The 24,876-nt window shown below is 69.8% G+C and carries 24 protein-coding genes and 1 riboswitch; of the genes, 14 read left to right on the forward strand and 10 right to left on the reverse strand.

Annotated elements, in window-relative coordinates:
- Positions 1-187: 187 nt before the first annotated feature.
- The 10 genes from ACF1CT_RS34245 to ACF1CT_RS34290 all read left to right on the forward strand — a co-directional run bounded on the left by ACF1CT_RS34245 (position 188) and on the right by ACF1CT_RS34290 (position 10,103).
- Positions 188-796, forward strand: coding sequence for a CDP-alcohol phosphatidyltransferase family protein (locus ACF1CT_RS34245; protein WP_391787930.1), 609 nt, complete (start codon positions 188-190; stop codon positions 794-796).
- 113 nt (positions 797-909) lie between these two features.
- Positions 910-3,405 (forward strand): sugar phosphate nucleotidyltransferase, encoded by a 2,496-nt coding sequence (locus ACF1CT_RS34250; RefSeq protein ID WP_391787931.1) that lies wholly within the window; start codon positions 910-912, stop codon positions 3,403-3,405.
- 98 nt (positions 3,406-3,503) lie between these two features.
- Positions 3,504-4,427, forward strand: coding sequence for a DUF881 domain-containing protein (locus ACF1CT_RS34255; RefSeq protein WP_391787932.1), 924 nt, complete (start codon positions 3,504-3,506; stop codon positions 4,425-4,427).
- Positions 4,424-4,756, forward strand: coding sequence for a small basic family protein (locus tag ACF1CT_RS34260; RefSeq protein WP_003970459.1), 333 nt, complete (start codon positions 4,424-4,426; stop codon positions 4,754-4,756). Before ACF1CT_RS34255 ends, ACF1CT_RS34260 begins: the two co-directional genes overlap by 4 nt.
- Before the next feature lie 5 nt (positions 4,757-4,761).
- The gene (locus ACF1CT_RS34265; RefSeq protein WP_391787933.1) at positions 4,762-5,550 is read left to right on the forward strand and encodes a DUF881 domain-containing protein; all 789 of its coding nucleotides are present in this window, start codon (positions 4,762-4,764) and stop codon (positions 5,548-5,550) included.
- A gap of 190 nt (positions 5,551-5,740) precedes the next feature.
- Entirely contained in the window at positions 5,741-6,517 is a 777-nt protein-coding gene (locus ACF1CT_RS34270; RefSeq protein WP_391787934.1) for an FHA domain-containing protein, read from the forward strand.
- A 17-nt stretch (positions 6,518-6,534) separates the two neighbouring features.
- Complete coding sequence (locus tag ACF1CT_RS34275) at positions 6,535-7,278, forward strand: MerR family transcriptional regulator (protein ID WP_391787935.1); 744 nt, start codon at positions 6,535-6,537, stop codon at positions 7,276-7,278.
- Between the two features lie 53 nt (positions 7,279-7,331).
- Complete coding sequence (locus ACF1CT_RS34280) at positions 7,332-7,805, forward strand: bifunctional nuclease family protein (protein WP_391787936.1); 474 nt, start codon at positions 7,332-7,334, stop codon at positions 7,803-7,805.
- Between the two features lie 169 nt (positions 7,806-7,974).
- Positions 7,975-8,592 (forward strand): MerR family transcriptional regulator, encoded by a 618-nt coding sequence (locus ACF1CT_RS34285; RefSeq protein ID WP_391787937.1) that lies wholly within the window; start codon positions 7,975-7,977, stop codon positions 8,590-8,592.
- 56 nt (positions 8,593-8,648) lie between these two features.
- Positions 8,649-10,103: a DNA polymerase IV gene (locus ACF1CT_RS34290; RefSeq protein WP_391787938.1), complete on the forward strand. Its 1,455-nt coding sequence runs from the start codon at positions 8,649-8,651 to the stop codon at positions 10,101-10,103.
- Here the strand turns inward: ACF1CT_RS34290 and ACF1CT_RS34295 are convergent.
- Positions 10,028-10,396 (reverse strand): PRC-barrel domain-containing protein, encoded by a 369-nt coding sequence (locus ACF1CT_RS34295; RefSeq protein ID WP_391787939.1) that lies wholly within the window; start codon positions 10,394-10,396, stop codon positions 10,028-10,030. The genes ACF1CT_RS34290 and ACF1CT_RS34295 overlap by 76 nt on opposite strands.
- A 113-nt stretch (positions 10,397-10,509) precedes the next feature.
- Positions 10,510-10,605: riboswitch (glycine riboswitch) on the forward strand.
- A gap of 194 nt (positions 10,606-10,799) precedes the next feature.
- Between ACF1CT_RS34295 and gcvP the strand changes: the two genes are divergently transcribed.
- On the forward strand, positions 10,800-13,685 hold the full coding sequence (gcvP, locus tag ACF1CT_RS34300; RefSeq protein ID WP_391787940.1) for an aminomethyl-transferring glycine dehydrogenase: 2,886 nt from the start codon (positions 10,800-10,802) through the stop codon (positions 13,683-13,685).
- Positions 13,686-13,772: 87 nt separating this feature from the next.
- Here gcvP and ACF1CT_RS34305 read toward each other — a convergent pair whose 3' ends face one another.
- Both ACF1CT_RS34305 and ACF1CT_RS34310 read right to left on the reverse strand, forming a co-directional pair.
- The gene (locus ACF1CT_RS34305) at positions 13,773-13,979 is read right to left on the reverse strand and encodes a DUF5999 family protein (protein ID WP_391787941.1); all 207 of its coding nucleotides are present in this window, start codon (positions 13,977-13,979) and stop codon (positions 13,773-13,775) included.
- A gap of 330 nt (positions 13,980-14,309) precedes the next feature.
- Positions 14,310-14,903 carry a hypothetical protein gene (locus ACF1CT_RS34310; protein ID WP_391787942.1) on the reverse strand — a complete coding sequence of 198 codons (594 nt, stop codon included), beginning with the start codon at positions 14,901-14,903 and terminating at the stop codon, positions 14,310-14,312.
- 479 nt (positions 14,904-15,382) lie between these two features.
- Between ACF1CT_RS34310 and ACF1CT_RS34315 the strand changes: the two genes are divergently transcribed.
- Together ACF1CT_RS34315 and ACF1CT_RS34320 are read left to right on the forward strand one after the other, a co-directional pair.
- Positions 15,383-16,888, forward strand: coding sequence for a glutamate-cysteine ligase family protein (locus tag ACF1CT_RS34315; RefSeq protein ID WP_391787943.1), 1,506 nt, complete (start codon positions 15,383-15,385; stop codon positions 16,886-16,888).
- A 170-nt stretch (positions 16,889-17,058) separates the two neighbouring features.
- On the forward strand, positions 17,059-17,889 hold the full coding sequence (locus tag ACF1CT_RS34320; protein ID WP_391787944.1) for a CPBP family intramembrane glutamic endopeptidase: 831 nt from the start codon (positions 17,059-17,061) through the stop codon (positions 17,887-17,889).
- A 227-nt stretch (positions 17,890-18,116) separates the two neighbouring features.
- Here the strand turns inward: ACF1CT_RS34320 and ACF1CT_RS34325 are convergent, their stop codons facing one another.
- The 5 genes from ACF1CT_RS34325 to ACF1CT_RS34345 all read right to left on the reverse strand — a co-directional run bounded on the left by ACF1CT_RS34325 (position 18,117) and on the right by ACF1CT_RS34345 (position 22,870).
- Entirely contained in the window at positions 18,117-18,950 is an 834-nt protein-coding gene (locus ACF1CT_RS34325) for a S1 family peptidase (RefSeq protein WP_391787945.1), read from the reverse strand.
- Between the two features lie 425 nt (positions 18,951-19,375).
- Positions 19,376-20,164: an ABC transporter permease gene (locus ACF1CT_RS34330; RefSeq protein WP_391787946.1), complete on the reverse strand. Its 789-nt coding sequence runs from the start codon at positions 20,162-20,164 to the stop codon at positions 19,376-19,378.
- Complete coding sequence (locus ACF1CT_RS34335; protein ID WP_391787947.1) at positions 20,161-21,150, reverse strand: ATP-binding cassette domain-containing protein; 990 nt, start codon at positions 21,148-21,150, stop codon at positions 20,161-20,163. The genes ACF1CT_RS34330 and ACF1CT_RS34335 overlap by 4 nt, the downstream gene beginning before the upstream one ends.
- A 60-nt stretch (positions 21,151-21,210) precedes the next feature.
- On the reverse strand, positions 21,211-22,056 hold the full coding sequence (locus tag ACF1CT_RS34340; RefSeq protein WP_391787948.1) for a DUF4097 domain-containing protein: 846 nt from the start codon (positions 22,054-22,056) through the stop codon (positions 21,211-21,213).
- A gap of 286 nt (positions 22,057-22,342) precedes the next feature.
- Positions 22,343-22,870, reverse strand: a complete 528-nt coding sequence (locus ACF1CT_RS34345; protein ID WP_391787949.1) for a hypothetical protein — start codon at positions 22,868-22,870, stop codon at positions 22,343-22,345.
- Positions 22,871-23,232: 362 nt separating this feature from the next.
- Between ACF1CT_RS34345 and ACF1CT_RS34350 the strand changes: the two genes are divergently transcribed.
- The gene (locus tag ACF1CT_RS34350; RefSeq protein WP_391787950.1) at positions 23,233-23,850 is read left to right on the forward strand and encodes a PadR family transcriptional regulator; all 618 of its coding nucleotides are present in this window, start codon (positions 23,233-23,235) and stop codon (positions 23,848-23,850) included.
- A 72-nt stretch (positions 23,851-23,922) separates the two neighbouring features.
- Here ACF1CT_RS34350 and ACF1CT_RS34355 read toward each other — a convergent pair whose 3' ends face one another.
- Together ACF1CT_RS34355 and ACF1CT_RS34360 are read right to left on the reverse strand one after the other, a co-directional pair.
- A complete protein-coding gene (locus ACF1CT_RS34355; protein ID WP_391787951.1) occupies positions 23,923-24,354 on the reverse strand; it encodes an SRPBCC family protein in 432 nt (143 codons plus the stop codon).
- A 78-nt stretch (positions 24,355-24,432) separates the two neighbouring features.
- On the reverse strand, positions 24,433-24,636 hold the full coding sequence (locus tag ACF1CT_RS34360) for a hypothetical protein (RefSeq protein ID WP_391787952.1): 204 nt from the start codon (positions 24,634-24,636) through the stop codon (positions 24,433-24,435).
- Positions 24,637-24,876: the final 240 nt, after the last annotated feature.

Consider the following 24,876-nt stretch of genomic DNA (forward strand, 5'->3'; position numbering starts at 1 on the left):
CAGGGGGGACCCTGTGGGAGAGTAGGTCGCCGCCGGACTCCTTTTGTGGGAAAGCCCCGTGCCCTTGTGGCACGGGGCTTTTTCGCGTTCACAGGACTTGTTCGTGTCACCCCTGTGCACGGGGCCGAGGCGGCTGAGGGTAGGGTCAGGGGGCATCATTCGTACGTTCTTCACAGGAGGCCCCCGGGTGGAGGTCCAGGAGACTCGGGTACAGACGGACCGAGTACTCACCATCCCCAACATCCTCAGCATGGCTCGCCTTGTGGGGGTTCCGCTTTTCCTGTGGCTGATTCTTCGCCCCGTGTTCGGCGGTCCCCAGAGCGACGGCTGGGCCCTCCTGGTGCTGATGCTGAGCGGCATCAGCGACTATCTCGACGGCAAGCTGGCCAGACGATGGAACCAGATCAGCAACCTCGGCCGACTGCTGGACCCCGCCGCGGATCGCCTGTACATCCTGTCGACCCTTGTGGGCCTGACCTGGCGGGAGATCCTGCCGCTCTGGCTCACCGCGGCACTTCTGGCCCGTGAGCTGATGCTCCTCGTGATGGTCGGAGTTCTCCGCCGACACGGGTATCCGCCGCCCCAGGTGAACTTCCTCGGGAAGGCCGCCACGTTCAACCTGATGTACGCGTTCCCCTTGTTGCTGCTCAGCGACGGAAGTGGTTGGCTTGCATCGCTGGCCGCTGTTTTCGGATGGGCGTTCGCAGGTTGGGGTACAACGCTCTACTGGTGGGCAGGGATCCTCTACGTGGTTCAGGTCCGTCGGCTGGTCAAGGCGGACGCAGTAGCCGATTGAGCTCGTTGATGCGGTGCCGAGCAGCGTGGCCGGCCCGCCACTGAAGACCCGGACAGTGCCCCGACGGGCGAAGTCGGCCATACCGTCGTCTCTTCAAGGAGGACGATCCCGACATGAAGGCCGTCGTGATGGCTGGCGGCGAAGGCACTCGCCTTCGCCCCATGACCTCAAGCATGCCCAAGCCGCTCCTCCCCGTCGTCAATCGTCCGATCATGGAGCATGTGCTACGGCTGCTCAAGCGGCACGGGCTCAACGAGACCGTCGTAACGGTCCAATTCCTTGCCTCGCTGGTGAAGAACTACTTCGGGGACGGCGAGGAGCTCGGGATGGAGCTCAGCTACGCCAACGAGGAAAAGCCGCTCGGCACCGCCGGAAGCGTGAAGAACGCGGAGGAGGCGCTGAAGGACGGCACCTTCCTCGTCATTTCCGGTGACGCGCTCACCGACTTCGATCTCACCGACCTCATCGCCTTCCACAAGGAAAAGGGCGGGCTGGTGACGGTGTGCCTCACGCGCGTACCGAATCCTCTGGAGTTCGGCATCACCATCGTCGACGAGGCGGGGCAGGTCGAGCGCTTTCTGGAGAAGCCCACCTGGGGGCAGGTCTTCTCGGACACGGTCAACACGGGCATCTACGTCATGGAGCCCGAAGTGTTCGACTACGTCGAGGCAGACGTCTCCGTGGACTGGTCCGGCGATGTCTTCCCGCAGCTCATGAAGGAAGGCAAGCCCATCTACGGCTACGTCGCCGAGGGCTACTGGGAGGACGTCGGCACGCACGAGAGCTATGTGAAGGCCCAGGCCGACGTCCTGGAACGCAAGGTCGACGTCGAGATCGACGGGTTCGAGATCTCACCGGGCGTCTGGGTGGCCGAGGGCGCCGAAGTGCATCCCGACGCGGTGCTGCGGGGGCCGCTCTACATCGGTGACTACGCGAAGATCGAAGCCGGAGCGGAAGTTCGCGAGGACACGGTCATCGGGTCGAACGTGGTCGTCAAGAGCGGCGCATTCCTGCACAAGGCCGTGGTGCACGACAACGTCTACATCGGTCAGCACAGCAATCTGCGCGGATGCGTGATCGGCAAGAACACCGATGTCATGCGGGCGGCCCGAATCGAGGACGGGGCGGTCATCGGGGACGAGTGCCTGATCGGCGAGGAGTCGATCATTCAGGGCAACGTCCGCGTCTACCCGTTCAAGACCATCGAGGCGGGCGCCTTCGTCAACACGTCGGTGATCTGGGAATCGCGCGGACAGGCCCATCTCTTCGGAGCCCGGGGCGTGTCGGGAATCCTCAACGTGGAGATCACCCCGGAGCTCGCGGTGCGGCTGGCCGGGGCCTACGCCACCACCCTCAAGAAGGGTTCCACCGTCACCACCGCCCGCGACCACTCCCGCGGTGCCCGTGCGCTCAAGCGGGCGGTGATCTCGGCGCTCCAGGCCAGTGCCATCGACGTGCGCGACCTGGAGAACGTGCCGATGCCCGTCGCGCGTCAGCAGACGGCACGAGGCAGCGCCGGCGGAATCATGATCCGCACCTCGCCGGGTGTGCCCGACTCCGTCGACATCATGTTCTTCGACGAACGGGGTGCCGACCTCTCTCAGGCACGGCAGCGCAAACTGGACCGGGTCTACGCACGCCAGGAGTACCGCCGCGCCTTTCCCGGCGAGATCGGGGACCTGCACTTCCCGTCCAGCGTCTTCGACTCGTACACCGGATCGCTGCTGCGGAACGTCGACACGACAGGGGTCGCCGACGCCGGCCTGAAGGTGGTCGTCGACGCGTCCAACGGCAGTGCCGGTCTCGTCCTGCCCAGCCTGCTCGGACGGCTCGGCGTGGATGCCCTGACCATCAATCCGGGCCTCGACGAATCGCGGCCCACCGAGTCCGCCGAGACCAGACGCTCCGGGATGGTGCGCCTCGGCGAGATCGTCGCCTCGGCCGGAGCCGCGTTCGGCGTGCGATTCGACCCGGTGGGCGAACGGCTCTCCCTGGTCGACGAGAAGGGCAGGATCGTCGAGGACGACCGGGCGCTCCTGGTGATGCTCGACCTCGTGGCGGCCGAACGGCGCAGTGGACGGGTGGCGCTGCCGGTGACCACGACACGCGTCGCCGAGCAGGTGGCGGCGTACCACGGCACGCAGGTCGAGTGGACGACCACATCACCGGACGACCTGACTCGCGTGGGACGCGAGGACGCGGCCATCTTCGGCGGAGACGGTGGCGGTGGCTTCATCGTTCCCGAATTCAGCAGCGTCTTCGACGGGTGTGCCGCCTTCGTGAGACTTCTCGGGCTCGTCGCCAGGACTCAGCTCACCCTCAGCCAGATCGACGCCCGGATCCCCCGTGCCCACGTCCTGCGTCGCGATCTGGCCACGCCCTGGGCGGTCAAGGGCATGGTCATGAGGCGGGTCGTCGAGGCCGCCGGGGACCGCAGTGTGGACACGACGGACGGGGTACGGGTCGTCGAGGCCGACGGCCGGTGGGTGATGGTACTGCCGGACCCGGCCGAGGCCGTCACCCATTTGTGGGCGGAGGGGCCGGACGACGGGTCCGCGCAGGACCTGTTGGACGAATGGGCGGCGATCGTGGACAGCGCAGGTCACTGACGCTCCCGCCGGTGTGCCCGGAGGCGCTTCGCGGCGCCGCCCGGCACACCGGTGGGGCCATTCGGCGGTAGGGGCGGTGGCGTGCGACGATGTGCGGCATGTCGCAGCAGACCCCCGATCGGAGTACCCCCGCGCGCTCCGCACGCCCCGACGCGTCCATGTCGCTGCTGACCAATGTGATGGACCACAGCCTGGACGACGGCTACGCCGAGGCGTCGGCGCGGCGCGAGGCCGACGGCAGTGCCGGCATGCCCCGTCGGCTGAAGTCGAAGCTCGGCCTCGCCGCGTGTCTGGTGCTCGCCGCCCTCGTCGTCACGCTGGGAGCCGCGCAGGCGCGTGTCTCCGCGCCGGTCCTCGCCAAGGAGCGCGAGGAGCTGATCGACCGCATCAACGGCGAGACGAAGTCGGCCGACGACCTGGAGGCGCAGGTCGACGAGCTCCGGGACGACGTGGGCAGACGCCAGCGAAAGGCGCTGGAGAAGCACGGAGGGGACCAGGGCGGACTGGTGGCGCTGCTCGCGGGGGCGACGCCCGTGCGGGGCCCTGGCGTGAAACTCGTGGTCGACGACGCGAAGAACACCGACCAGGGGGGCGGCGGACCGCGCGAGAGCAGCGGATTCACGGACACCGGGCGGGTTCGCGACAGGGATCTCCAACGGGTCGTCAACGGCCTCTGGCAGTCCGGTGCCGAGGCGATCGCGATCAACGGGCAGCGCCTGACGGCCCTGTCGGCGATCCGCGCGGCCGGTGACGCCATACTGGTCGACAACAGACCGCTCGTGCCGCCCTACACGGTGCTGGCGGTGGGGGACGGGAAGTCGCTCGGTACCGCCTTCCGGGACAGCGCCGACGGCCGGTACCTGCAGGCACTGAAGGACACCTTCGACATCCGGACCAGCCTGTCCGTCCAGGACAAGGTGAGCCTCCCGGTCGCCCCGAGCCTGATCGTACGAACAGCACAGCCTTACCGGGCCGCAGACACCGGCAGTGGTGCGGCAGACACAGAGAAGGGCACATCGTGATCGCCGTACTGGGCCTCGTCGTGGGAGTCGTGGTCGGACTGTTGGTCCGGCCCGAGGTGCCGGCGGTGGTCGAGCCCTACCTTCCGATCGCCGTCGTCGCTGCCCTCGACGCGGTCTTCGGCGGTCTGCGCGCCATGCTCGACGGGATCTTCGTCGACAAGGTCTTCGTGGTCTCCTTCCTCTCGAACGTCGTGGTGGCCGCGCTGATCGTGTTCCTGGGCGACAAGCTGGGCGTCGGAGCGCAGCTCTCCACCGGTGTGGTGGTCGTGCTCGGGATCCGCATCTTCTCCAATGCCGCGGCCATTCGCCGGCACGTCTTCCGGGCCTGACGCCGATGAGCAACGAAGAGCTTCCCCACGACGGCGTGCCGGCCGGCGAGCGGTCCGCCGATGCCGACGAGCAGATGACCGGACGCCAGCGGCTGATCGCCGGGCTGTGGCCGCCGCGGGTCACGCGGGCCCAACTCGTCGTCGCACTCCTGCTGTTCGTCCTCGGTCTCGGGCTCGCCATCCAGGTGCGCTCCACCAGCGACAACAGCGCGCTGCGCGGTGCCCGCCAGGAGGACCTCGTGCGCATCCTCGACGAACTGGACGACCGCACGCAGCGCCTGGAGGACGAGAAACAGCGTCTCGACGCCCAGCGCACGGAGCTGGAGAACAGCTCCGACCAGGCGGAGGAGGCCCGCAAGCAGACCGTGGAGAAGGAGCGGCAGCTGGGTGTTCTCGCCGGTACCGTGGCGGCGCACGGGCCGGGGATCACGCTCACCGTCGGCGACCCGGGCGGCGGGGTCAAGGCGGACATGCTGCTCGACGCGCTCCAGGAGCTGCGTGCGGCGGGTGCCGAGGCCATCGAGGTCAACGGCGTGAGAGTGGTGGCCAACACGTACTTCTCCGGCGACGGAGGCAATGTCAAGGTCGACGGCCGTAAGATCACCGCACCGTATGTGTTCAAGGTGATCGGGAAGCCCCAGGACCTGGAACCTGCGCTCAACATCCCCGGCGGTGTGGTTCAGACACTGGAGAAGGAGCAGGCCACCGTGCATGTGGAACAGGTCGACGACATCGTCGTGGACGTCTTGCGACCCGCGGATCGGCCTGACTACGCTCGGTCGTCATCCCCGTGAGGCGGCGGTCCGGAGCGGTCCGGGAACACGGGCGAGAGGTTGCGGGGGGTCGCCGCATCGTATTGGTGGTGCGTGATGGAAACTGTCGGGTGGATACGGACGTTGTGAAGATGTCCGGGTCGGCAGGTGTGTTCGTTCAGGGTTCGTCCTGCCCCACGGGCGGGTCTATTTCGGTCAAGGGGAATCGCCCGTGAAGTTGTTTGGGAAGTTGTTCGGCAAGAGCGCTCGCGATGAGGCTGCCCGCCATCGCGCACCGCGCCACGGCCAGGAGGAGGAGGGCACACAGCGCCCGCTCTTCCGTGATGAGATGTCCGGTACGGGAACGGGCAATTCGGGCGCGTCGTCCGTTGACCCCGCCGGTGCCGGCCGCATAGGTTTCGGAGAACCGTCAACCTCAGGTACGGGTCGAGGGTTCACCCCGAGGCAGGAGGGTTCGTCCATGCCGGTCTGTACGAGGTGCGGGCATCGCAACGCCGAGGACGGTCGTTTCTGCTCCCAGTGCGGTGCGCCGCTGAAGGGCGGAATCCCCGAGCGTGCCTCGGAGACGACCTCCACCATCTCCATCTCGGGCCTGGAGGCGTACGACGCGGAGACCACCGGGCAGACGGCCCTGCCGTCCCTCACCCCCGAGGCGCAGGCCGCGGTCGACGCCCTTCCGTCCGGTTCCGCGCTCCTGGTGGTGCGACGCGGTCCGAATTCGGGGAGCCGCTTCCTGCTGGACGGCGACCTGACCACGGCCGGCCGCCACCCGCAGAGCGATATCTTCCTCGACGACGTGACCGTGTCACGACGGCATGTGGAGTTCCGCCGCGGCCCCGACGGCAGCTTCACGGTCGGTGACGTGGGGAGCCTGAACGGCACCTACGTCAACCGGGAGAGCATCGATTCCGTCGCGCTGTCCAGTGGCGACGAAGTGCAGATCGGCAAGTACCGGCTGGTCTTCTACGCGAGCCAGCGGGGCATCTGACCCGTCAGGGAAGGTCCATGCTGAGAACACCGACGGGCGGTGCCGGAAACGGCACCGCCACCGCCGACGACCGTCCCATGAGCATCGGTACGGTGCTGCTGAAGCTGCGGGACGAGTTTCCCGAGGTCACGATCTCCAAGATTCGCTTCCTGGAGGCCGAGGGGCTCGTCGAGCCGCAGCGCACCCCGTCCGGCTACCGCAAGTTCCGCGCGGCCGACGTGGAGCGGCTCTCCCAGGTGCTGCGGATGCAGCGGGACCACTACCTTCCGCTGAAGGTCATCCGTGAGCATCTGGACGCGCTCGCCCGTGGCGAACAGTCGGCGCTGCCGTCCGGCGGCGGTCCGCGGGACCTTGCCGACGGCGGCCGGGACGGGGAGCCGGGACGGCCGACCGCCGCGCGGATCGGCCGCGCCGAGCTGATCGCGGCCGCCGAGGTCGACGAGGGCGACCTCGACGAGTGGGAGTCGTACGGCCTCGTCGTCCCTACCGCCGACGGCGGCTACGACGCCGAGATGGTGACGGTGGCGAGGCTGGTGGCGGATCTGGGCCGGTTCGGTCTCGAACCGCGTCATCTGCGGGCCATGAGAGCGGCGGCGGACCGCGAGGCCGGACTCATCGAGCAGGTCGTCGCACCCCTGCGCCGGCATCGGAATCCGCAGACCAGAGCACATGCGGAGGCCACCGCGAAAGAGCTCGCGGAACTGTCGGTGAGGCTTCATTCCGCCCTCGTGCAGACCGCGCTGGGGATCCGGCTCCACTGATCGAGCCGGTGCCCGACTATCCAAACCTGCCGGGCACGTCCTAGGGTTGCTGTGTGAACGAGCTCGACGTTGTGGGTGTCCGGGTGGAAATGCCCTCCAATCAACCGATCGTGCTCCTGCGTGAAGTGGGAGGCGACCGGTTCCTCCCGATCTGGATCGGTCCTGGTGAGGCGACCGCGATCGCCTTCGCCCAGCAGGGCATGACTCCGGCCAGGCCGCTGACCCATGACCTCTTCAAGGACGTGCTCCAGGCCGTCGGCCAGGAGCTGACCGAGGTCCGCATCACGGATCTGCGGGAAGGGGTCTTCTATGCGGAGCTGGTCTTCGCCAGTGGGGTCGAGGTGAGTGCGCGCCCGTCCGACGCCATAGCCCTCGCGCTGAGGACCGGAACGCCGATCTACGGCAGTGACGGTGTGCTGGACGACGCGGGCATCGCCATTCCGGACGAGCAGGAGGACGAGGTGGAGAAGTTCCGCGAGTTCCTCGACCAGATCTCACCGGAGGACTTCGGCACCAACAGCCAGTGACCGTTCCGCGAGGGCCGATGTCAGTGCATCCGGCAAGCCTTTCCCGCTCGCGCGGCGCGGGAAACCACCCTCGGGGTGATTATCACTCGGCGTGCCGAGTGTGGCGATCGTTGACGCACTCCGGGTGACTGCCTACCTTCGAGATGGCAGGTCAAGGACGGAGGTCGGCGTGAGAAGCAGCGGCGACGGTACGGCAGCCGGTGGGCCGTATCCGCAGCAGGGGAGTACGGCCGACCGGACCATCGGGCGACCGGTTCAACCGGCCGCGGTGGCGGGGGACGGCATGGCATCGGCCGACGGCGTCGGATATCGGGGGCCGACGGCGTGTGCGGCCGCGGGGATCACCTACCGGCAACTCGACTACTGGGCGCGCACCGGGCTGGTGGAGCCGAGTGTGCGTCCGGCGTACGGCTCGGGAACGCAGCGGCTCTACAGTTTCCGGGACGTCGTCCTTCTGAAGATCGTCAAGCGCTTCCTGGACACCGGGGTCGCCCTCCAGAACATCCGCACCACGGTTCAGCATCTGCGGGCCCGCGGGTTCCAGGACCTGGAGCGGATGACGCTGATGAGCGACGGGGCCACGGTCTACGAGTGTTCGTCGCCAGACGAGGTCGTCAGCCTGCTCCAGGGCGGTCAGGGAGTCTTCGGCATCGCCGTGGGCGTGGTGTGGCACGACGTCGACGCCGCACTGTCCCAGCTGCACGGCGAGCGGGTGGACACCGGCGAGACGCTGATCGGGAACAACCCCGCGGACGAGCTCGCGCGGCGGCGCAACCGCGCCGGCTGACCCGGTGGGCGGGCGGGCGCGGCGATTGTCAGTGCCATGGGGCAGCATCGGTTGTTGTGAGAGCCGCGCCCACCATCCTCCACCTGGACATGGATGCCTTCTACGCCTCCGCGGAGCAGGCGGCGAAGCCGAGCCTGCGCGGCAGACCGGTGGTGGTGGGCGGTCTGGGGCCGCGCGGAGTCGTCGCCACCGCGTCCTACGAGGCCCGGCGCCTCGGAGTGCATTCGGCGATGCCCATGGCGCAGGCGCGACGGCTGGCGCCCAACGCGGCCTACCTGGTGCCGCGCTTCCACTTGTACCGAGCGGTCAGCGACCAGGTCATGGAACTGCTGGGGCGGCTCTCCCCGCTGGTGGAGCCGCTCAGCCTGGACGAGGCGTTCGTCGACCTGGAGGCCGGCGGGACGGCCGGCGACACGGTCTCCGCGCTGGCCATCGGAAAGGAACTGCGCGCGGTCATCCGGGCCGTCACCGGGCTCACGGGCTCGGTCGGGCTCGCGGGTTCCAAGATGGTGGCCAAGATCGCGTCGGAGGAGGCGAAACCGAACGGCCTGAGGCTCATCGAGCCGGGGACCGAACGGGAGCTGCTCGCGCCCATGCCCGTACGGACCCTCCCCGGCGTCGGACCCACCACGGCCGACCATCTGCGCCGGGCCGGGATGACCACGGTCGACGACCTGGCCCGGGCGGGTGAGGCGGAACTCGTGCGTCTGCTCGGAAAGGCGCACGGCAGCTCGCTCCACCTGATGGCCCTCGGACACGACGACCGGCCCGTGGTGGCCGAACGGGACGCGAAGTCGGTCTCCGTCGAGGACACCTTCGACGCGGACCTGCACGACCGGGTCAGGGTCAGGGCGGAGGTGGAGCGGCTGGCCGACCGGTGTGTGCAGCGGCTGCGCGGGGCGGGGCGGTCCGGGCGGACGGTCGTGCTCAAGGTGCGCCGCTACGACTTCTCCACCCTCACACGCTCGGAGACGCTCCGTGGGCCCACGGACGACCCCGGGGTGGTACGGGAGGCCGCCGCGCGGCTCCTGGAGGCCGTGGACACCACGGGAGGCGTCCGGCTCCTGGGCGTGGGCGTCACGGGCCTGGCCGACTACACGCAGGAGGACCTGTTCGCGCAGGCAGCCGACGCGCGGGCGGAAGCAGGAGGGACGGCCGGGACGGAAGGCGAGGAGGGGCGCGGGGCGGCGGGCGCGGAGGCGGACCGGACGGTTCTTGAGGCTGCCGAAGAACTCGCCGCCCGGCAGTGGCGGGCCGGTCACGACGTGCACCACGACGCCTACGGCCACGGCTGGGTCCAGGGCAGCGGCGTCGGCCGGGTGACCGTGCGGTTCGAGGAACCGGAATCGGCTCCCGGCAGGGTGCGTACGTTCCGCATCGACGACCCGGAACTGCGGTCGGCCGAGCCGCTGCCGCTGGTGCGGAACCCGGTGGACTATTCCTCCTGGCCGGCCAGTCTGCCGAAGTCCCTGTCCGGAGCGGTTTCCTCGGGAACCGAGTCCAGACCGTAGTGCCGGTACAACTGGAGCTCCTGCTCAGGCGAGAGATGACGGCCGACACCGAAGTCCGGCGCGTCCTTGATCAGAGCGCGGTCGAAGGGGATGCGGAGGGTGTCCTCGACGAACTCGCTGGGTTCCAGCGGGACGAACGCGTCCCGGCTGAAGAGTCCGGTGCGCACGGCCGCCCACTCGGGCACACCGGTCGCGTCGTCGAGGTACACCTCGTCCACGGTTCCGATCTTGGTTCCCTCGCGGTCGAACGCCTTGCGGCCGATCAGGCTGCGCGGATCGATGTCGGTCTGCACGGTCCCTCCCACTGGTCGCGGCTACTCCACAAGCACTACAGAAATGCACAACCGGGGGATCGGCCACTCGAGAATTCGGCCATGACCCCCGCTGGTAGGCTGGTGGCGGCCGCTGACCCCGTGCGGGAGAGCCTTCGGAAGCGATCCGAGGGCGCCGAAGGAGCAAATCCTCCCCGGAATCTCTCAGGCCCCCGTACCGCACGGACGAGGTCACTCTGGAAAGCAGGGCGGGTTCCGTGCGGCCGAGCGCCGATATGGTCCCCTTCCTCACCGACGGTGAAAGCCGGTGCTCCGCAGCGTGTGCCGGTGAAGCTCTCAGGTTGAGATGACAGAGGGGGAGGCCGTTCGGGCACCCGCGCCGGGGTGCCCCTCGCAGGTCGTGACAGACCAGGAGGCCTCCACCATGACCCCCCGTCGCACTCCGCTCTCCCAGCTGGAGCAGGGCATCCCGTTCGAACAGCGCCACATCGGACCCGACGCCGAGGCGCAGTCGAAGATGCTCGCCCAGGTCGGATACGGATCGCTGGACGAGCTGACCGCGGCCGCGGTGCCCGATGTCATCAAGAGCGCCGAGGCGCTCGGGCTGCCGGGCGCCCGCACCGAGGCCGAGGTGCTCGCCGAGCTGCGTGACCTGGCCGATCGCAACGAGGTGCTGGCCCCGATGATCGGGCTCGGCTACTACGGCACTTTCACCCCGCCGGTGATCCTCCGCAATGTCATGGAGAACCCCGCCTGGTACACGGCCTATACGCCGTACCAGCCGGAGATCTCGCAGGGCCGGCTGGAGGCGCTGCTCAACTTCCAGACGATGGTCGCCGAGCTGACCGGGCTGCCGACCTCCGGCGCCTCCCTGCTCGACGAGGGCACCGCCGCCGCCGAGGCGATGGCGCTGTCGCGACGGGTCGGCAAGGTGAGGAACGGCGTCTTCCTCGTCGACTCCGACGCCCTGCCGCAGACGATCGCCGTCATCGAGACCCGCGCCGAGCCGGCCGGCGTGGAGGTTGTCGTCGCCGACCTCGCCGACGGCATCCCCGCCGAGATCGCCGAGCGCGGCGTCTTCGGCGTACTGGTGCAGTACCCGGGTGCCTCCGGGGCGGTGCGCGACATCCGCCCCGTCATCGAGCGGGCCCACGAACTCGGCGCGGTCGTCACCGTCGCCGCCGACCTGCTGGCCCTCACCCTGCTCACCTCCCCCGGAGACCTGGGCGCGGACATCGCGGTCGGCACCACGCAGCGCTTCGGTGTCCCGATGGGCTTCGGCGGACCGCACGCCGGCTTCATGGCCGTGCGCGAGAAGTTCGCCCGCAGCCTGCCCGGTCGCCTCGTCGGTGTCTCCGTCGACGCGGACGGCAACAGGGCATACCGGCTCGCTCTGCAGACGCGTGAACAGCACATCCGCCGCGAGAAGGCGACCAGCAACATCTGCACCGCCCAGGTGCTGCTGGCCGTCATGGCCGGGATGTACGCCGTCTACCACGGCCCGGACGGGCTGCGCACCATCGCCCGGCGCACCCACCGCTACGCCACGGTCCTCGCCGAGGGGCTGCGGGCCTCCGGCACCGAGGTCGTGACCGGCAGCTACTTCGACACCCTCACCGTGCGGGTGCCGGGCAGGGCCGCCGCCGTCGTGGCCGACGCCCGCGGGCGCGGTGTCAACCTGCGGCTCGTCGACGCCGACCAGGTCTCCCTCGCCTGCGACGAGACCACCACACGTGCGCAGATCACCGCGGTCTGGGCCGCCTTCGGCGCCGACGGCGACATCGACGCGCTGGACGCGACGACCGCCGACGCGCTGCCCGGGGACCTGCTGCGCACCGACGAGATCCTCACCCACCCGGTCTTCCACCAGCACCGTTCCGAGACGGCCATGCTGCGCTACCTGCGCAGGCTCGCCGACCGGGACTACGCCCTGGACCGCGGCATGATCCCGCTCGGCTCCTGCACCATGAAGCTGAACGCGACCACCGAGATGGAGCCGATCACCTGGCCCGAGTTCGGTGCCCTGCACCCCTTCGCCCCGGCCGAGCAGGCACAGGGCTTCCTCACCCTCATCGGTGAGCTGGAGGAGCGTCTCGCCGAGGTGACCGGGTACGACGCCGTGTCCATCCAGCCGAACGCCGGCTCGCAGGGCGAGTTCGCCGGCCTCCTCGCGGTCCGCGCCTACCACCGGGCCAACGGGGACGAGCAGCGGACCATCTGCCTCATCCCGTCCTCCGCGCACGGCACCAACGCGGCGAGCGCCGTGATGGCCGGCATGAAGGTCGTCGTGGTGAAGACCGCCGACGACGGCGCGGTCGATGTCGAGGACCTGCGCGCCAAGATCGAGAAGCATCGCCACGAGCTCGCCGTGCTCATGATCACGTACCCGTCGACGCACGGGGTGTTCGAGGAGCACGTCGCCGACATCTGCGCCGAGGTGCACGACGCCGGTGGCCAGGTGTACGTCGACGGCGCCAACCTCAACGCGCTGGTCGGTCTCGCGAAGCCGGGCAGGTTCGGCGGCGACGTCTCGCACCTGAACCTGCACAAGACCTTCTGCATCCCGCACGGCGGCGGCGGCCCGGGCGTCGGCCCGGTCGGTGTGCGCGCGCACCTTGCGCCGTACCTGCCCAACCACCCGCTGCAGCCCTCGGCGGGTCCCGACACCGGAGTCGGGCCAATCTCGGCCGCCCCGTGGGGTTCGGCGGGCATCCTGCCCATCTCCTGGTCGTACGTCCGTCTGATGGGCGGGGAGGGGCTGAAGCGGGCCACGCAGGTCGCCGTGCTGGCCGCCAACTACATCGCCAAGCGCCTCGAACCGCACTTCCCGATCCTGTACACCGGCCCCGCGGGGCTGGTGGCGCACGAGTGCATCGTGGACCTGCGGCCGGTCTCCAAGGCCACCGGTGTCAGCGTCGACGACATCGCCAAGCGGCTAATCGACTACGGCTTCCACGCGCCGACCATGTCGTTCCCGGTTGCCGGGACCCTGATGATCGAGCCGACCGAGAGCGAGAACCTCGCGGAACTCGACCGCTTCTGCGACACGATGATCGCCATCCGCGGGGAGATCGAGAAGGTGGCGTCGGGCGAGTGGAACTCCGACGACAACCCGCTGTGCAACGCTCCGCACACCGCGGCGATGCTGGGCGGGGAGTGGGAGCACGGTTACAGCCGTGAGGCGGCGGTCTTCCCGGCCGGAGTCACGGCCGCCGACAAGTACTGGCCGCCGGTGCGTCGGATCGACGGCGCCTTCGGCGACCGCAACCTCGTCTGCTCCTGCCCGCCGTTGGACGAGTACGACAACTGACGCGTGAACGTCTGGGCGTGACACGGTCATGCGCCGGGGCCGGTGCGGAGAGTTCTCCGGGCCGGCCCCCGTTCGTACCGGCCGAGGTCAGGCGGCGTTCATCACCGGGTCGCCCGCGGGAGGCCGGTGCGGGGCGATGATCTGTCCGTCCGGGAGGAGCTCACCGGTGTCCTCGAAGAGCAGGACGCCGTTGCACAGCAGACTCCACCCCTGTTCCGGGTGGTGGGCCATCAGACGGGCGGCTTCCCGGTCGGCTGAGTCGGCGGTCGGGCAGGGTGGCTGGTGCTGGCACATGGATGGGTTCTTCCGCTGCGTCGAAGTGAATGTCCTGCGGCTTGATGAGGCGTTCATGGCCGCTCCCCCGTGTCGATAGGTCTGGTCCCAGTGTTGCCCCACGGCCGCCGTTCCGCAGGTATTTCGCGGTAGCACTTCTTCCTGCTCCGACGACGCGTCACCCGGCCGGATGTTTCACCGCAACTGCACTGCCTCTTCGGGTGGTTCGGGGGGGTCGGACCGGGCTAGTCCGGACGGGACCGATGTGCGCCCCCCATACAGCCCTGTGCCCCGCCACGTCTCTCACGAGTGGCGGGGCACAGGGCCGGAGCGGCGCGGTCGAGGTGGGGGTCAGGCCGGTGAGCCGAGCAGCGGGCCGGGGCCCGGAGCGATGCGGAGGGTCATCAGGCGGAGCAGATCGGCGACCCGATGGGCCCGGTGCGCCGCGATGCCCGGCGGCGCGGGCGCCAGCGGCACCAGGAGGTCGGCGGGAGCGAGCGCACCCCCGGAGGCGTCCGCCTCGGAGTCGGCGTGCAGCCACAGCGCCAGCATGTAGAGCGCCGGAATGGACAGCAGGCGTGGCTGGTAGTGCGGTGTCACCGCCTCCGCCTGGCGCAGGGCGAGTTCGGTCGAGGCGATGTACGGCCCCTCGAAGAAGTGCGAGAAGGCCCAGCCGTCCGGGGTGAGCATGGTGTCGGCCGCCGCGACGGCCCGCTCCGAGTCGCGGATCAGGAACCGCCACGCGGCGAGCCGGGTGACGGGTGCGAGCTCATCCGGTCCGATCCGGTCCAGCGCGTGGACCGGGAGCGGGAGTTCGGGGCTCAGCGGTCCCTGGGCGGACCGGAGAGCGGGGGTGCGGGCTTCGCGGACTGCGGTGGGTGAACCGAGTGCCGCGAGAACGCTGCGCAGAGCGGGCGTGGGAGCCGGGGGAACATGCAGCGGCATAGTGGGTCGCCTCTCACTTCGGAGACACGGTGATGCGTGGGCGGGTGCAGACGGCGCTGTCGGCATACGGGGCCAGAGGCGGCCGGGACCGGGCCGGTGCGTCAACTCTCTGCCTCGTCAGCGAAGTTTATACGACACGTGTTCACACGATGTTTCCACTAGCTGTCGCAGCTATTGCCGACAAGGCAGTATCAAGACTTTATTATGCGGTGTTTCTGTTGATTTTCTGTCAACGGCACAGCTGTCGTCAGGGACTTTACTCCGGGCGGGGACGGCTGAAACGTGGTGCCGTAATTCCCGCGTCCGGACGTGGAAACCGTACTTTGCCCCATGCCGAAGGAATGTGCCCCGATCGGCTGCCTAGAGGCTACCGGGTGCGCGGCGTTCGAGGGGGCGTTATGGATCACCGCCCTGGGCATCATCGACCGTGACGCGAGCGGCCTGGCCGCGGGCTGCCCACTTGAGGGAGGGACGCTTCGATGGGGGATAAGGTCGTGGCGGGCGCCTTTGACCTGTCCGATCGGCAGAGGTACCGGAGCAAACTCCACCAGTGCCTGGAGGGGCTGGAGAGGCTTCTGGCGGAGCGGAGGTTCGACCGTCCCCGCAATCTCATGGGCATGGAGATCGAACTGAACCTGGCCGGCTCCGACGGTATGCCGAAGATGATGAATGGGGAGGTGCTCCAGCGCATCGCGAGCGGTGATTTCCAGACCGAACTGGGGATGTTCAATTTGGAGGTGAACATAGTTCCGCATCATCTGGACGGGCGGGTTTTCGATCAACTGGCGGAGGAGCTCAGGACAGGTCTCGGATATGCCCATCGGAAGGCGGGCGAGGTGGATGCCGGGATCGTGATGATCGGAATTCTGCCCACCCTGGGACACGCGGATCTCGTGGCGGCGAACCTCTCGGAAGCGGATCGCTACACGCTGCTGAACGATCAGATGGTGGCCGCACGGGGGGAGGACTTCTCCCTCGACATCCACGGTGTCGAGCACCTGGTCTCCACGTCCTCCTCCATCACCCCGGAGGCGGCCTGCACGTCGGTTCAGCTGCATCTGCAGACGACGCCTGAGCGTTTCGCCGCCGTGTGGAACGCCGCCCAGGCCGTCGCCGGGGCGCAGATCGCGCTGGGGGCCAACTCGCCCTTCCTGTTCGGCAGGGAGCTGTGGCGCGAGTCGCGACCGCCGCTCTTCCAGCAGGCCACCGACACCAGGTCGCCCGAACTGCGCAACCAGGGGGTGCGACCGCGGACCTGGTTCGGCGAGCGTTGGGTGGGATCCGCGTACGAACTCTTCCAGGAGAACCTGCGCTACTACCCGCCGCTGCTGCCGATCTGTGACGACGAGGACCCACTGGCCGTGCTCGACGCCGGAGGCGTGCCGCGGTTGCAGGAACTCGTGCTGCACAACGGCACGGTCTACCGGTGGAACCGGCCCGTGTACGGCCTGGCCGACGGCGTTCCCCACCTGCGGGTGGAGAACCGGGTCCTGCCCGCCGGTCCCACCGTCGCCGATGTGATCGCCAACGCGGCGTTCTACTACGGCCTCGTGCGGGCCCTCGCCGAGGAACCGCGTCCGGTGTGGACCAGGCTTCCGTTCACGGCGGCGCGGGAGAACTTCGACGCCGCCTGCCGTCACGGAATCGAGGCGGAGCTGATCTGGCCCCGCTCCGGAAGGCCGGGGGGTCTGGCCCCGGTGCCGGCCGTCGACCTCGTCCGGGACGAACTGCTGCCGTTGGCGGCGGCTGGGCTCGACGCCTGGAACATCGCGCCCGCCGACCGCGACCGCTACCTCGGCGTCATCGAGGGACGTTGCGACCGGCGGGTGAACGGGGCGTCCTGGCAGGCCGACACCTACCACCGGGCGCGGGAGGCGGGGTTGGGGCGGCACGCGGCGCTGGCGGCCACCACGCGCAGGTACTCCGAACTGATGCACGGCGGCGAACCCGTGCACGACTGGCCCACCGGACTTCCCGCGGTGTGATTCCGTCGTCGCGCGGATTCCGGGCGCGGGCGCCGGTTCGCGGTCGCGAGGGCGACGGCGGGCCGGTCACGGCTCCCCGGGTTCATCGGCCGCGCGGTCGTCGGGCAAGCTGTGACATCCCATGTCGATGGTGCCCCTCCTGGAGGATGCAACAGGAAGAGGGGCGGGACGTGGACGCGCGACGTGAGGCGGATGCACAGGTGGAGGCGGGGTACGTGGCCGATTCAATTCCCGGGGAGACGCTGTCACGGCGGACTCTGAGGTCGGAGGCGCTGTTGGTGCTGGCACTCTCGCTGGGTGCCAGTGGCGTGTCCGCCCTGATCAGTTTTGTCGGTTCACTGACGAAACCGGGGGGACTGAAGGATCAGGCGGCGACGCTCAACAGCTCGTACGCACCGGGACGCCCATGGCTGGATCTCGCCTGGCAGCTCTTCGGGATCACCACGGCGCTGGTACCCGTCGCGCTCGTCGCGCATCTGCTGACGAGGGAGGGCGCCGGGCTGCGGGCCATCGGTCTCGACCGGGCCGGACCCTGGTGGCGGGACCTGGGGCGCGGTACGGCGGTCGCGGCGTGCATCGGAAGCGCCGGGCTCGCCTTCTATCTGGTGGTGCGTGCCGTCGGATTCAATCTCACCGTGGTTCCCGAGTCACTGCCCGCCGTGTGGTGGAAGTTTCCGGTCCTGATCCTTTCCGCGCTCCAGAACTCCGTACTGGAGGAAGTGATCGTCGTCGGGTATCTGCTGCGCAGGCTCGGGCAGTTGGGGTGGTCGCCGACGGCGTCCCTGGCGGCCAGTTCGGTGCTGCGCGGCTCGTACCACCTGTACCAGGGCATCGGCGGCTTCGTCGGCAACGTGGTGATGGGCGTGGTCTTCGTGCTGCTGTACCGGCGCTGGGGCCGGGTGGGGCCGCTGGTGGCGGCACACGCCCTGCTCGACATCGGGGCGTTCGTCGGATACGCGGTGCTGGCGGGGAAGGTGGGGTGGCTGCCCACAGCGCCGTGAGCGGTTCGCCGTCGCCGACCGTCACCGCCTGTCCGGTCAGCCGGGTGTGTGCACCGTGGAAGGAGGCGCGGACCGGGCCCGGCCGGGCGGAGGCGGTCTCGGACAGGTTCAGCTCCATGGCGATCCGGCTGGAGCCGGCCCTCGTCGGAGGCGGCGTCGGTGGGCAGCGGGACGACGCCTCGCGGCGGGTGAGGACCGGGGCCCTCACCGGCCGGGCGGGGGCGGAGTCAGGCCGCTTCGGCAGGACCTGCCGTTTCCGCCGGGATGACGTGCGAGAGCCCGTGGGAGGCGAGTGGCTCCCGGAACGGCTTCCAGATCGCGGGGTCGGCCAGGTTCGTGAAGAGCCCCTGGCAGGTGTTCGTCTCCCCGGTGACCAGCCCGTACACGACAGCCTTGCCGGAAGCGTTCGGATCGAACAGCGGCCCCCCGCTGTCGCCGGGCGCCACCCGCGATCGCGTGGTGCCCGCGCAGATGAACTGCTTGTCCCAGATGCCGCCTTCGGTGTCGAACTCGGTGACGGGGAGTCGCGCTTCGCGCAGGCGTGACGGCTTGTCCGGATCGGCGAGGTCGGTCCGCCCCCAGCCGGCGGCGCGCAGGAGGCGACCGGGCCGCAACTTCGTTCGCAACGCAGGAAGGGCCGCGCTCGTCGGGCCGGCGGGGCCGTCGAGCACGATGAGACCCAGATCCGTGTTGGTCAGCGTCGAGAATTCGGGATGACTGTAGACGGAGAAATGATCACCGGTCACGACCGTTCCTCCGGGTGTGCTCGAATCCGCCCGGCCCAGAACAACCCTGACCTCGACTTCGCCCTGTACCACGAACTGCGCGCAGTGAGCCGCGGTGGCGACGACTCGGCTGTCGATCAGGACCCCGCCGCAGAAGTGCGACCACGTCCCGTCGTCGCCCCGTTCCTCGATTTGCACGACGTAGGGCCGTTTGCCGTCCGGGACCGGATCTCCGCCCACGACCGCCGAGGCGGACGGCGCGCTCGTGCACACGATTCCGAGCGCGCAGGCGCTCGCGAGGACGGCGCCGGTCCGTCGGTTCCATGACTCGCGCAAGGGATACCCACTTTCGTCTGCCACCGGGTTCCGTCCCGGCGGTTTGGTACGGGATCGGCGTCCGGCCGTCCCCTTCGGCACCGATCCTGGGCCGGAAGGTCCTCCGGACGGTCTCGGTGCCGTGTCGGGCACATCAGGGCGTCCACTCAGCTGTGTAACGGTCATGAGTGCTCGCCGCGGGGCGACTTCCTCCCGGACGGCGGCGTCGACGAGGCACATCGCCCGCCACTGCCTCATGGGACGGTGTGGGAGGAGACGCTCGTCGGTCCGGGAAGAAGCAGACGGTGCCGGGATCGGCCGGGGAGGGCGAGCGGGAGTCGGGTTCGCCGTCGGAATGCCGCCGTCCCCGGTCGCTCCGACGCGGTGTCCGTCGGAGCGCCCGGGGACGGGACGAGCCGCAAGACCGGCCCGTGCGGTGGTCCCGGCTACTTCGGATCGCGGTTGAACACCGCCTTCGACCAGAAGTAGCCGAGCAGGGTGAGGCCCAGGCACCAGGCGACCGCGAGCCATCCGTTGTGGCCGATCTCGCTGCCGAGCAGCAGCCCTCGCAGGGTCTCGATGGCCGGTGTGAACGGCTGGTACTCGGCGATCGGCCGGAACCAGCCGGGCATCGCGTCGAGCGGGACGAAGGCGCTGGAGACGAGGGGCAGGACGATCAGCGGCAGCGCGTTGTTTCCGGCCGCCTCGGCGTTCGGGCTGACCATGCCCATCCCGACGGCGATCCAGGTGAGGGCCGTGGCGACCAGCGCGAGCAGGCCGAACGCCGCCAGCCACTCCAGGGCCGTGGCGTCCGTGGACCGGAAGCCCATGGCCACCGCGACGGCACCCACGAGGACCACGCTCGTGAGCGATTGCAGCACACTGCCGACGACGTGCCCGATGAGCACGGCCCCGCGGTGGATCGCCATCGTGCGGAAGCGGCCGATGATGCCCTCGGTCATGTCGTTGGAGACGGACACCGCGGTCCCGACCACGGTGCTGCCGATGGTCATCAGCACGATGCCCGGCACGAGGTAGGCGATGTACTCGGAGCGGTCCGCGCCGCCGCCGATGCCCGCGCTCATCACGTCGCCGAAGACATAGACGAAGAGCAGCAGCAGGACGACCGGTGTGAGCAGGAGATTCAGGGTGAGGGACGGATAGCGTCGCGCGTGCAGGAGGTTGCGGCGCAGCATGGTGGACGAGTCGCGCACGGCGAGGGGGACGGAGCTCATCGGACGGCCTCCTTCGAGGGCAGGTCGGTGCCGCCGGTCAGGGCGAAGAACACATCGTCGAGGTCGGGGGTGTGCACGGTCAGTTCGTCCGCCTCGATGCCGGCCGCGTCCAGCCGTTCGAGGACGGAACGGAGTGCGCGCTGGGTGCCGTCGCTGGGGATCCGCAGCGTGAGGGCGTCGTCGTCCCGTGGGGCCTCGCGCAGTGCGAGCGCGGCGGACCGGTACGCCGACGGGTCGGAGAACCGGAGCCGGACATGGCCGCCGGGGATCAGCCGTTTCAGCTCCTCCGCGGTGCCCTCGGCGGCGATCCTGCCGTCGTCGAGCACGGCGATGCGGTCGGCGAGCTGGTCGGCCTCCTCCAGGTACTGCGTGGTGAGGAAGACGGTGACCCCGCCGGAGACGAGCTCGCGGATGATCCGCCACATCGAGTGCCGGGAGCGAGGATCGAGCCCGGTCGTCGGCTCGTCGAGGAAGATGACGCGCGGGTCGCCGACCAGCGTCATGGCGATGTCGAGGCGGCGTCTCATGCCGCCGGAGTAGGTGGAGGCGGGCTTCTCGGCGGCGTCGGTGAGGTCGAAGCGCTCCAGCAGTTCGGCGGCGGTTCGGCGACCCTCGTCACGGGTGAGATGGTGCAGGTCCGCCATGAGGAGCATGTTCTCCTCGCCGGTGATCAGGCCGTCGACTGCGGAGAACTGCCCGGTGACGCCGATCGCGGCGCGTACCGCGTGCGGGTCGGTGGCCAGGTCGTGTCCGTCGACGCGCAGGTCACCGGCGTCCGCGGTGATGAGGGTGGAGAGGATCTTGACGACGGTGGTCTTGCCCGCGCCGTTGGGGCCGAGCAACGCGAACACGGATCCGGCCGGGATACGCAGATCGATGCCGTTGAGTACGGTCTTGTCGCCGTACGACTTGTGCAGGCCGACGGCGGAGACCGCGGGTGACCGCGATCCGCCCTGACTTGGTGTGGGCATGACAGAGTAGGGCATGGGGCCCTCCCGTTCGAAGGATGGGGTGATGGGGGAGCGGGGCAGTCGACGGGGCTGCGTTCAGGTCCGGGCGCGGCGCACGTCGATGTTGCCGGAGCGGGTCCGGGCGCGGACCTCGACGGTGTCCTCGGCCCCTTCGGGGGCCTCGGAGGCGGTGAGTGTGCTGCGTACCTGCCCGTGGGCGGAGCTGACGTCGAGCCAGGCGGCGGAGCCCTCGCGGACGCCGACTTCGATGGCGCCGTGGGAGGTCTCCAACTGCACGGTTCCGCACACGACTTCGGCGACGCGCAGGTTGCCGTTCGCGGTGGTGGCCACGACGGATCCCTCGGCCCGCACGATGTCGATGTCACCGTTGGCGCCGCTGACCCGCAGGTCGCCGGTCGCGGCGCCGACCGTCGTGGTGCCGTGCGAGTTCTTCAGGACGGCGGGGCCGTCGACGGTGCCGACACGCAGGCTCCCCGAACTGGTCGTGATCTCGGCCGTTCCCTCGATCCGGTCGACGGTGATCGAGCCGTGGGAGGCGGTCAGCTGGAGCGGTCCCGTCGCGTCGAGGCGGACGTCGCCCGACGAGGTCTTCACCCGGACCTCGCCGAGCCGGCCCTCGCCGAGCACCTGGGCCCAGGCGCCGGTCATGTCGACGCGTGAGCCCGTGGGCAGTTCGACCGCCACGTCGACGGTGCCGGTGCGCCCGGCGAGGTAGCGCTGCCTGGGGGTCCTGATGTCCAGGACGCCGCCCGTGTACGTGACTTCGGTCCGGTCGGCCGCTCGCGCGTCCTGGTCCCGCTTCGGGTCGCGGGGCCGCACCTCGACGACGGTGTCGAGACGGTCGCCCGCGGTGAACCGGATGGAACCGGCCTCCACGCGCGCCGTGACCGAGATCGGTGAGGGAGTGTCGAAAGAAGGCATGGCTGTCCCGTCCTCGTGGGTCTTCGTGGCGTCCTCGCTGGTGGGACGCGGTGTGGATGCGGCGGGGCGGGCCGCCCGGGCCGTGTCGTGGAACTGCCGCCTGTCGTGCGGGGGCGGCGGTACTTCCCCCGGGGTTCCCGGCTCCGCGCGAACGGGGCCGTTGGCCGGGGCGCCGGCGGGGGCGTCCTGGGGTGCCCCCGCGCGAGGGCGCTCCCGCCGCGCGATCGCGCGAACGGGCGCGGTACGGACCGGCCCCGTCCGGACGACGGCACTTCGGCGGCGGGGCCTAACGAACCCAGCCCGTGTAGCTCTGTCCGATGGTGCGGGTCTTCTCCGTCGTGCGCGGGCGGGTGCCGCTGTCGACCGCGGCCGACACGGCCCGCACCAGCCACGCGTTGACCGACAGGCCCTCGCGGCTCGCGGCCTCCTCGGCGCGGGACTTGAGGTGGGCCGGCAGGCGCAGGTTGACGCGGGCGGTGCCACCCTCGTCGGCGTCGGCCGGGGCCGGGGGCCCGAGTGGTTCGGCGGGCGAGACGGGCGTGACGGGCCCCGCGGGGGCGCCGCCGTCGACGGGCGGCGGTGTCACCACGAAGTCGGGGTCGAGCCCGCGCAGCCGTACATCGACCGAGCCGGGGGCGAGGTCACGAGTGATCTCGTCCATCGCGGCGGAGAGCACGTTGAGCAGGGTCAGCCGGGCCGCCGACTCCAGAGGGGCGGTGAGTCTCCCGGCCAGCTCGCGGGCTTCGTCGCCGCCTGCCTCGGCGGCCACCGCGAGTTCGCGGCGGAGGGTGTCGACATATGGGGTGAGGTCCATGACGCCATAGTGGCACCAAGGTGGCGCCACGCGCAAGTGTGCGGTTGTTGCGTGCGTGTGGCCCTTGGGTGGAGGCGCTTTGGGTGGAGGGAATGTGTGCGGGGTGGTCGGGGTGTTGGCGTCGGGGTGGCGCCTTGTGGCGCTGACTGACGCCATCTGGTGCCACCGCCCCTCGCCCGGGTTCCCCGGGGTGTGTCGGCGCGGGTGCGCGTCCATGGGGTGCGGTGGAGCGGATTCGAGGTCCGATGGCGCGGGCGGGGTGCCACGGTCGGGGCGTTGTCGAACGACTGGTTCCGATATATCGTTGGAGTATCGCGACAGATCAAAGAGTCGTGCAGATCGACGACGGGAGGAGCGCGGCGATGCGTTCACATGGATACGAGCACGAGTGCGGGGGCGGGCACGGCCGGGGCGGCCGGGGGCCGGAGCGTCCCGGGCCCGGTGGCTTCGAGGGGCGACGGGCGGCCTTCGGGCCGTTCGGCCCGCCGTTCGGCGGCGGTCCCTTCGGCGGCGGCCGCGGCCGGGGCGGCGGACGGGGGCGGGCGCGGCGCGGCGATGTGCGCGCGTCGATCCTCGCCCTGCTGAAGGACCGGCCGATGCACGGGTACGAGATGATCCAGGAGATCGGCGAGCGCAGCGGCGGGGCCTGGCGGCCCAGTCCCGGTTCGGTCTACCCCACCCTCCAGATGCTGGAGGACGAAGGGCTGATCGTCAGCGCGAGCGAGGGCGGCAAGAAGCTGTTCACGCTCACCGGGAGCGGTCGCGACGAGGCGGAGAAAGGGGTCGACGCGCCCTGGGAGGAAGCCGGTCGAGGAGTCGACTGGGAGGGTGTCAACGAGATCCGGCAGGCCGGCTTCGGCCTGATGGAGGCGTTCGGGCAGGTGTGGAAGACCGGTTCGGCCGATCAGCGCCAGAAGGCACTCGCCGTCATCAACGACGCCCGCAAGCAGCTCTATCTGATCCTCGCGGACGAGCGCTGAGCCCGTGTGCGGGGGTCCCGCACCGAGGTGCGGGACCCCCGCTTCTCCGTCCATGCCCCGTCGGCGGTCCCGTCAGGCGACGACGAGACCGTCCAGCCTGCGCAGCGACTCGACGAGCGCCGTGGTCGCCGAGTCCTTGAGCTTGCCCGCCATCAGGGAGACCGCGGCGCCGGTGAACTCCCCGTCGATGCGGACCGTGGTCGTGTCCCCGTCCGGCGTGAGGGAGTACCGCATGGCCAGATTGACTCCCATGGGCCCCTTGCCCCGGGTGGTCAGCAGGCGCGCCGTCTCCAGCTCCGTCACCGTCCAGGTCACCTCGGCCGGAAAGCCCATGAGCTTCATGTTCTCCTCGTAGGTGGCGGCTACTTCGAGCGCCGCCGGGCCGCCTTTCGGGAAACTCGTGTGGGTGGCGTTCCACCGGCCGTACGCGGTGAAGTCCGTCAGCTGGGCCCAGACCTTCTCGGCGGGAGCCCCGATGCGCGCCTCTGCGCTGACTTCGGCCATGTGACCACCCCTTCTCGACGGGTTACGGTGTCGCGGAACGTAGTCGCAGTCACATGAACATTCAATACTGATGAACTGTCAGGTGTGAGTTTCCGTTCCGTCCGCTCCCGCCCGCCAGATCGAGGCGGCGTCGAACCGGTCGGAGGCGCGTGGATGCGGGCCGTCGTCATGACAGTGGAACGCGGCCCAGAACAGGTCGGCGCGCAGTGCGTCCGCCGGTGCGTGGATCCGGTACACGTACTCCCGTCCGTCGAGCGCCGGCAGGGCGACCAGCCAGGACACGTCCGTGATCCCCTTCCGGCTGCCGTACGGGTGGTGTTGCCTGTGGGACGTGCTGGAGTTCGCCCCCGGTTGCTCCGGTTGCTCCGGTTGCTCCGGTTGCTCCGGTTGCTCCGGTTGCTCCGGTTGCTCCGGGGGCGGTGCGGGCGTGGGGGGGGGGGGGGGGGGGGGGGGGCCCCCCCCCCCCGCGCCCCCCCCCCCCCCAAAAACAAAACCAACAATCGGAAGGAACCCCCCCACCCC

It is taken from the genome of Streptomyces sp. NPDC014734, assembly GCF_043083325.1.
GTDB lineage: Bacteria > Actinomycetota > Actinomycetes > Streptomycetales > Streptomycetaceae > Streptomyces.

Excerpts from the sequence above, each read along its gene's own strand:
- ACF1CT_RS34250 (WP_391787931.1), top strand. The coding sequence starts at position 910 with ATGAAGGCCGTCGTGATGGCTGGCGGCGAAGGCACTCGCCTTCGCCCC.
- ACF1CT_RS34255 (WP_391787932.1), top strand. The coding sequence starts at position 3,504 with ATGTCGCAGCAGACCCCCGATCGGAGTACCCCCGCGCGCTCCGCACGC.
- ACF1CT_RS34265 (WP_391787933.1), top strand. The coding sequence starts at position 4,762 with ATGAGCAACGAAGAGCTTCCCCACGACGGCGTGCCGGCCGGCGAGCGG.
- ACF1CT_RS34275 (WP_391787935.1), top strand. The coding sequence starts at position 6,535 with ATGCTGAGAACACCGACGGGCGGTGCCGGAAACGGCACCGCCACCGCC.
- gcvP (WP_391787940.1), top strand. The coding sequence starts at position 10,800 with ATGACCCCCCGTCGCACTCCGCTCTCCCAGCTGGAGCAGGGCATCCCG.
- ACF1CT_RS34305 (WP_391787941.1), bottom strand. The coding sequence starts at position 13,979 with ATGTGCCAGCACCAGCCACCCTGCCCGACCGCCGACTCAGCCGACCGG.
- ACF1CT_RS34310 (WP_391787942.1), bottom strand. The coding sequence starts at position 14,903 with ATGCCGCTGCATGTTCCCCCGGCTCCCACGCCCGCTCTGCGCAGCGTT.
- ACF1CT_RS34315 (WP_391787943.1), top strand. The coding sequence starts at position 15,383 with ATGGGGGATAAGGTCGTGGCGGGCGCCTTTGACCTGTCCGATCGGCAG.
- ACF1CT_RS34330 (WP_391787946.1), bottom strand. The coding sequence starts at position 20,164 with ATGAGCTCCGTCCCCCTCGCCGTGCGCGACTCGTCCACCATGCTGCGC.
- ACF1CT_RS34335 (WP_391787947.1), bottom strand. The coding sequence starts at position 21,150 with ATGCCCTACTCTGTCATGCCCACACCAAGTCAGGGCGGATCGCGGTCA.
- ACF1CT_RS34340 (WP_391787948.1), bottom strand. The coding sequence starts at position 22,056 with ATGCCTTCTTTCGACACTCCCTCACCGATCTCGGTCACGGCGCGCGTG.
- ACF1CT_RS34345 (WP_391787949.1), bottom strand. The coding sequence starts at position 22,870 with ATGGACCTCACCCCATATGTCGACACCCTCCGCCGCGAACTCGCGGTG.
- ACF1CT_RS34350 (WP_391787950.1), top strand. The coding sequence starts at position 23,233 with ATGCGTTCACATGGATACGAGCACGAGTGCGGGGGCGGGCACGGCCGG.
- ACF1CT_RS34355 (WP_391787951.1), bottom strand. The coding sequence starts at position 24,354 with ATGGCCGAAGTCAGCGCAGAGGCGCGCATCGGGGCTCCCGCCGAGAAG.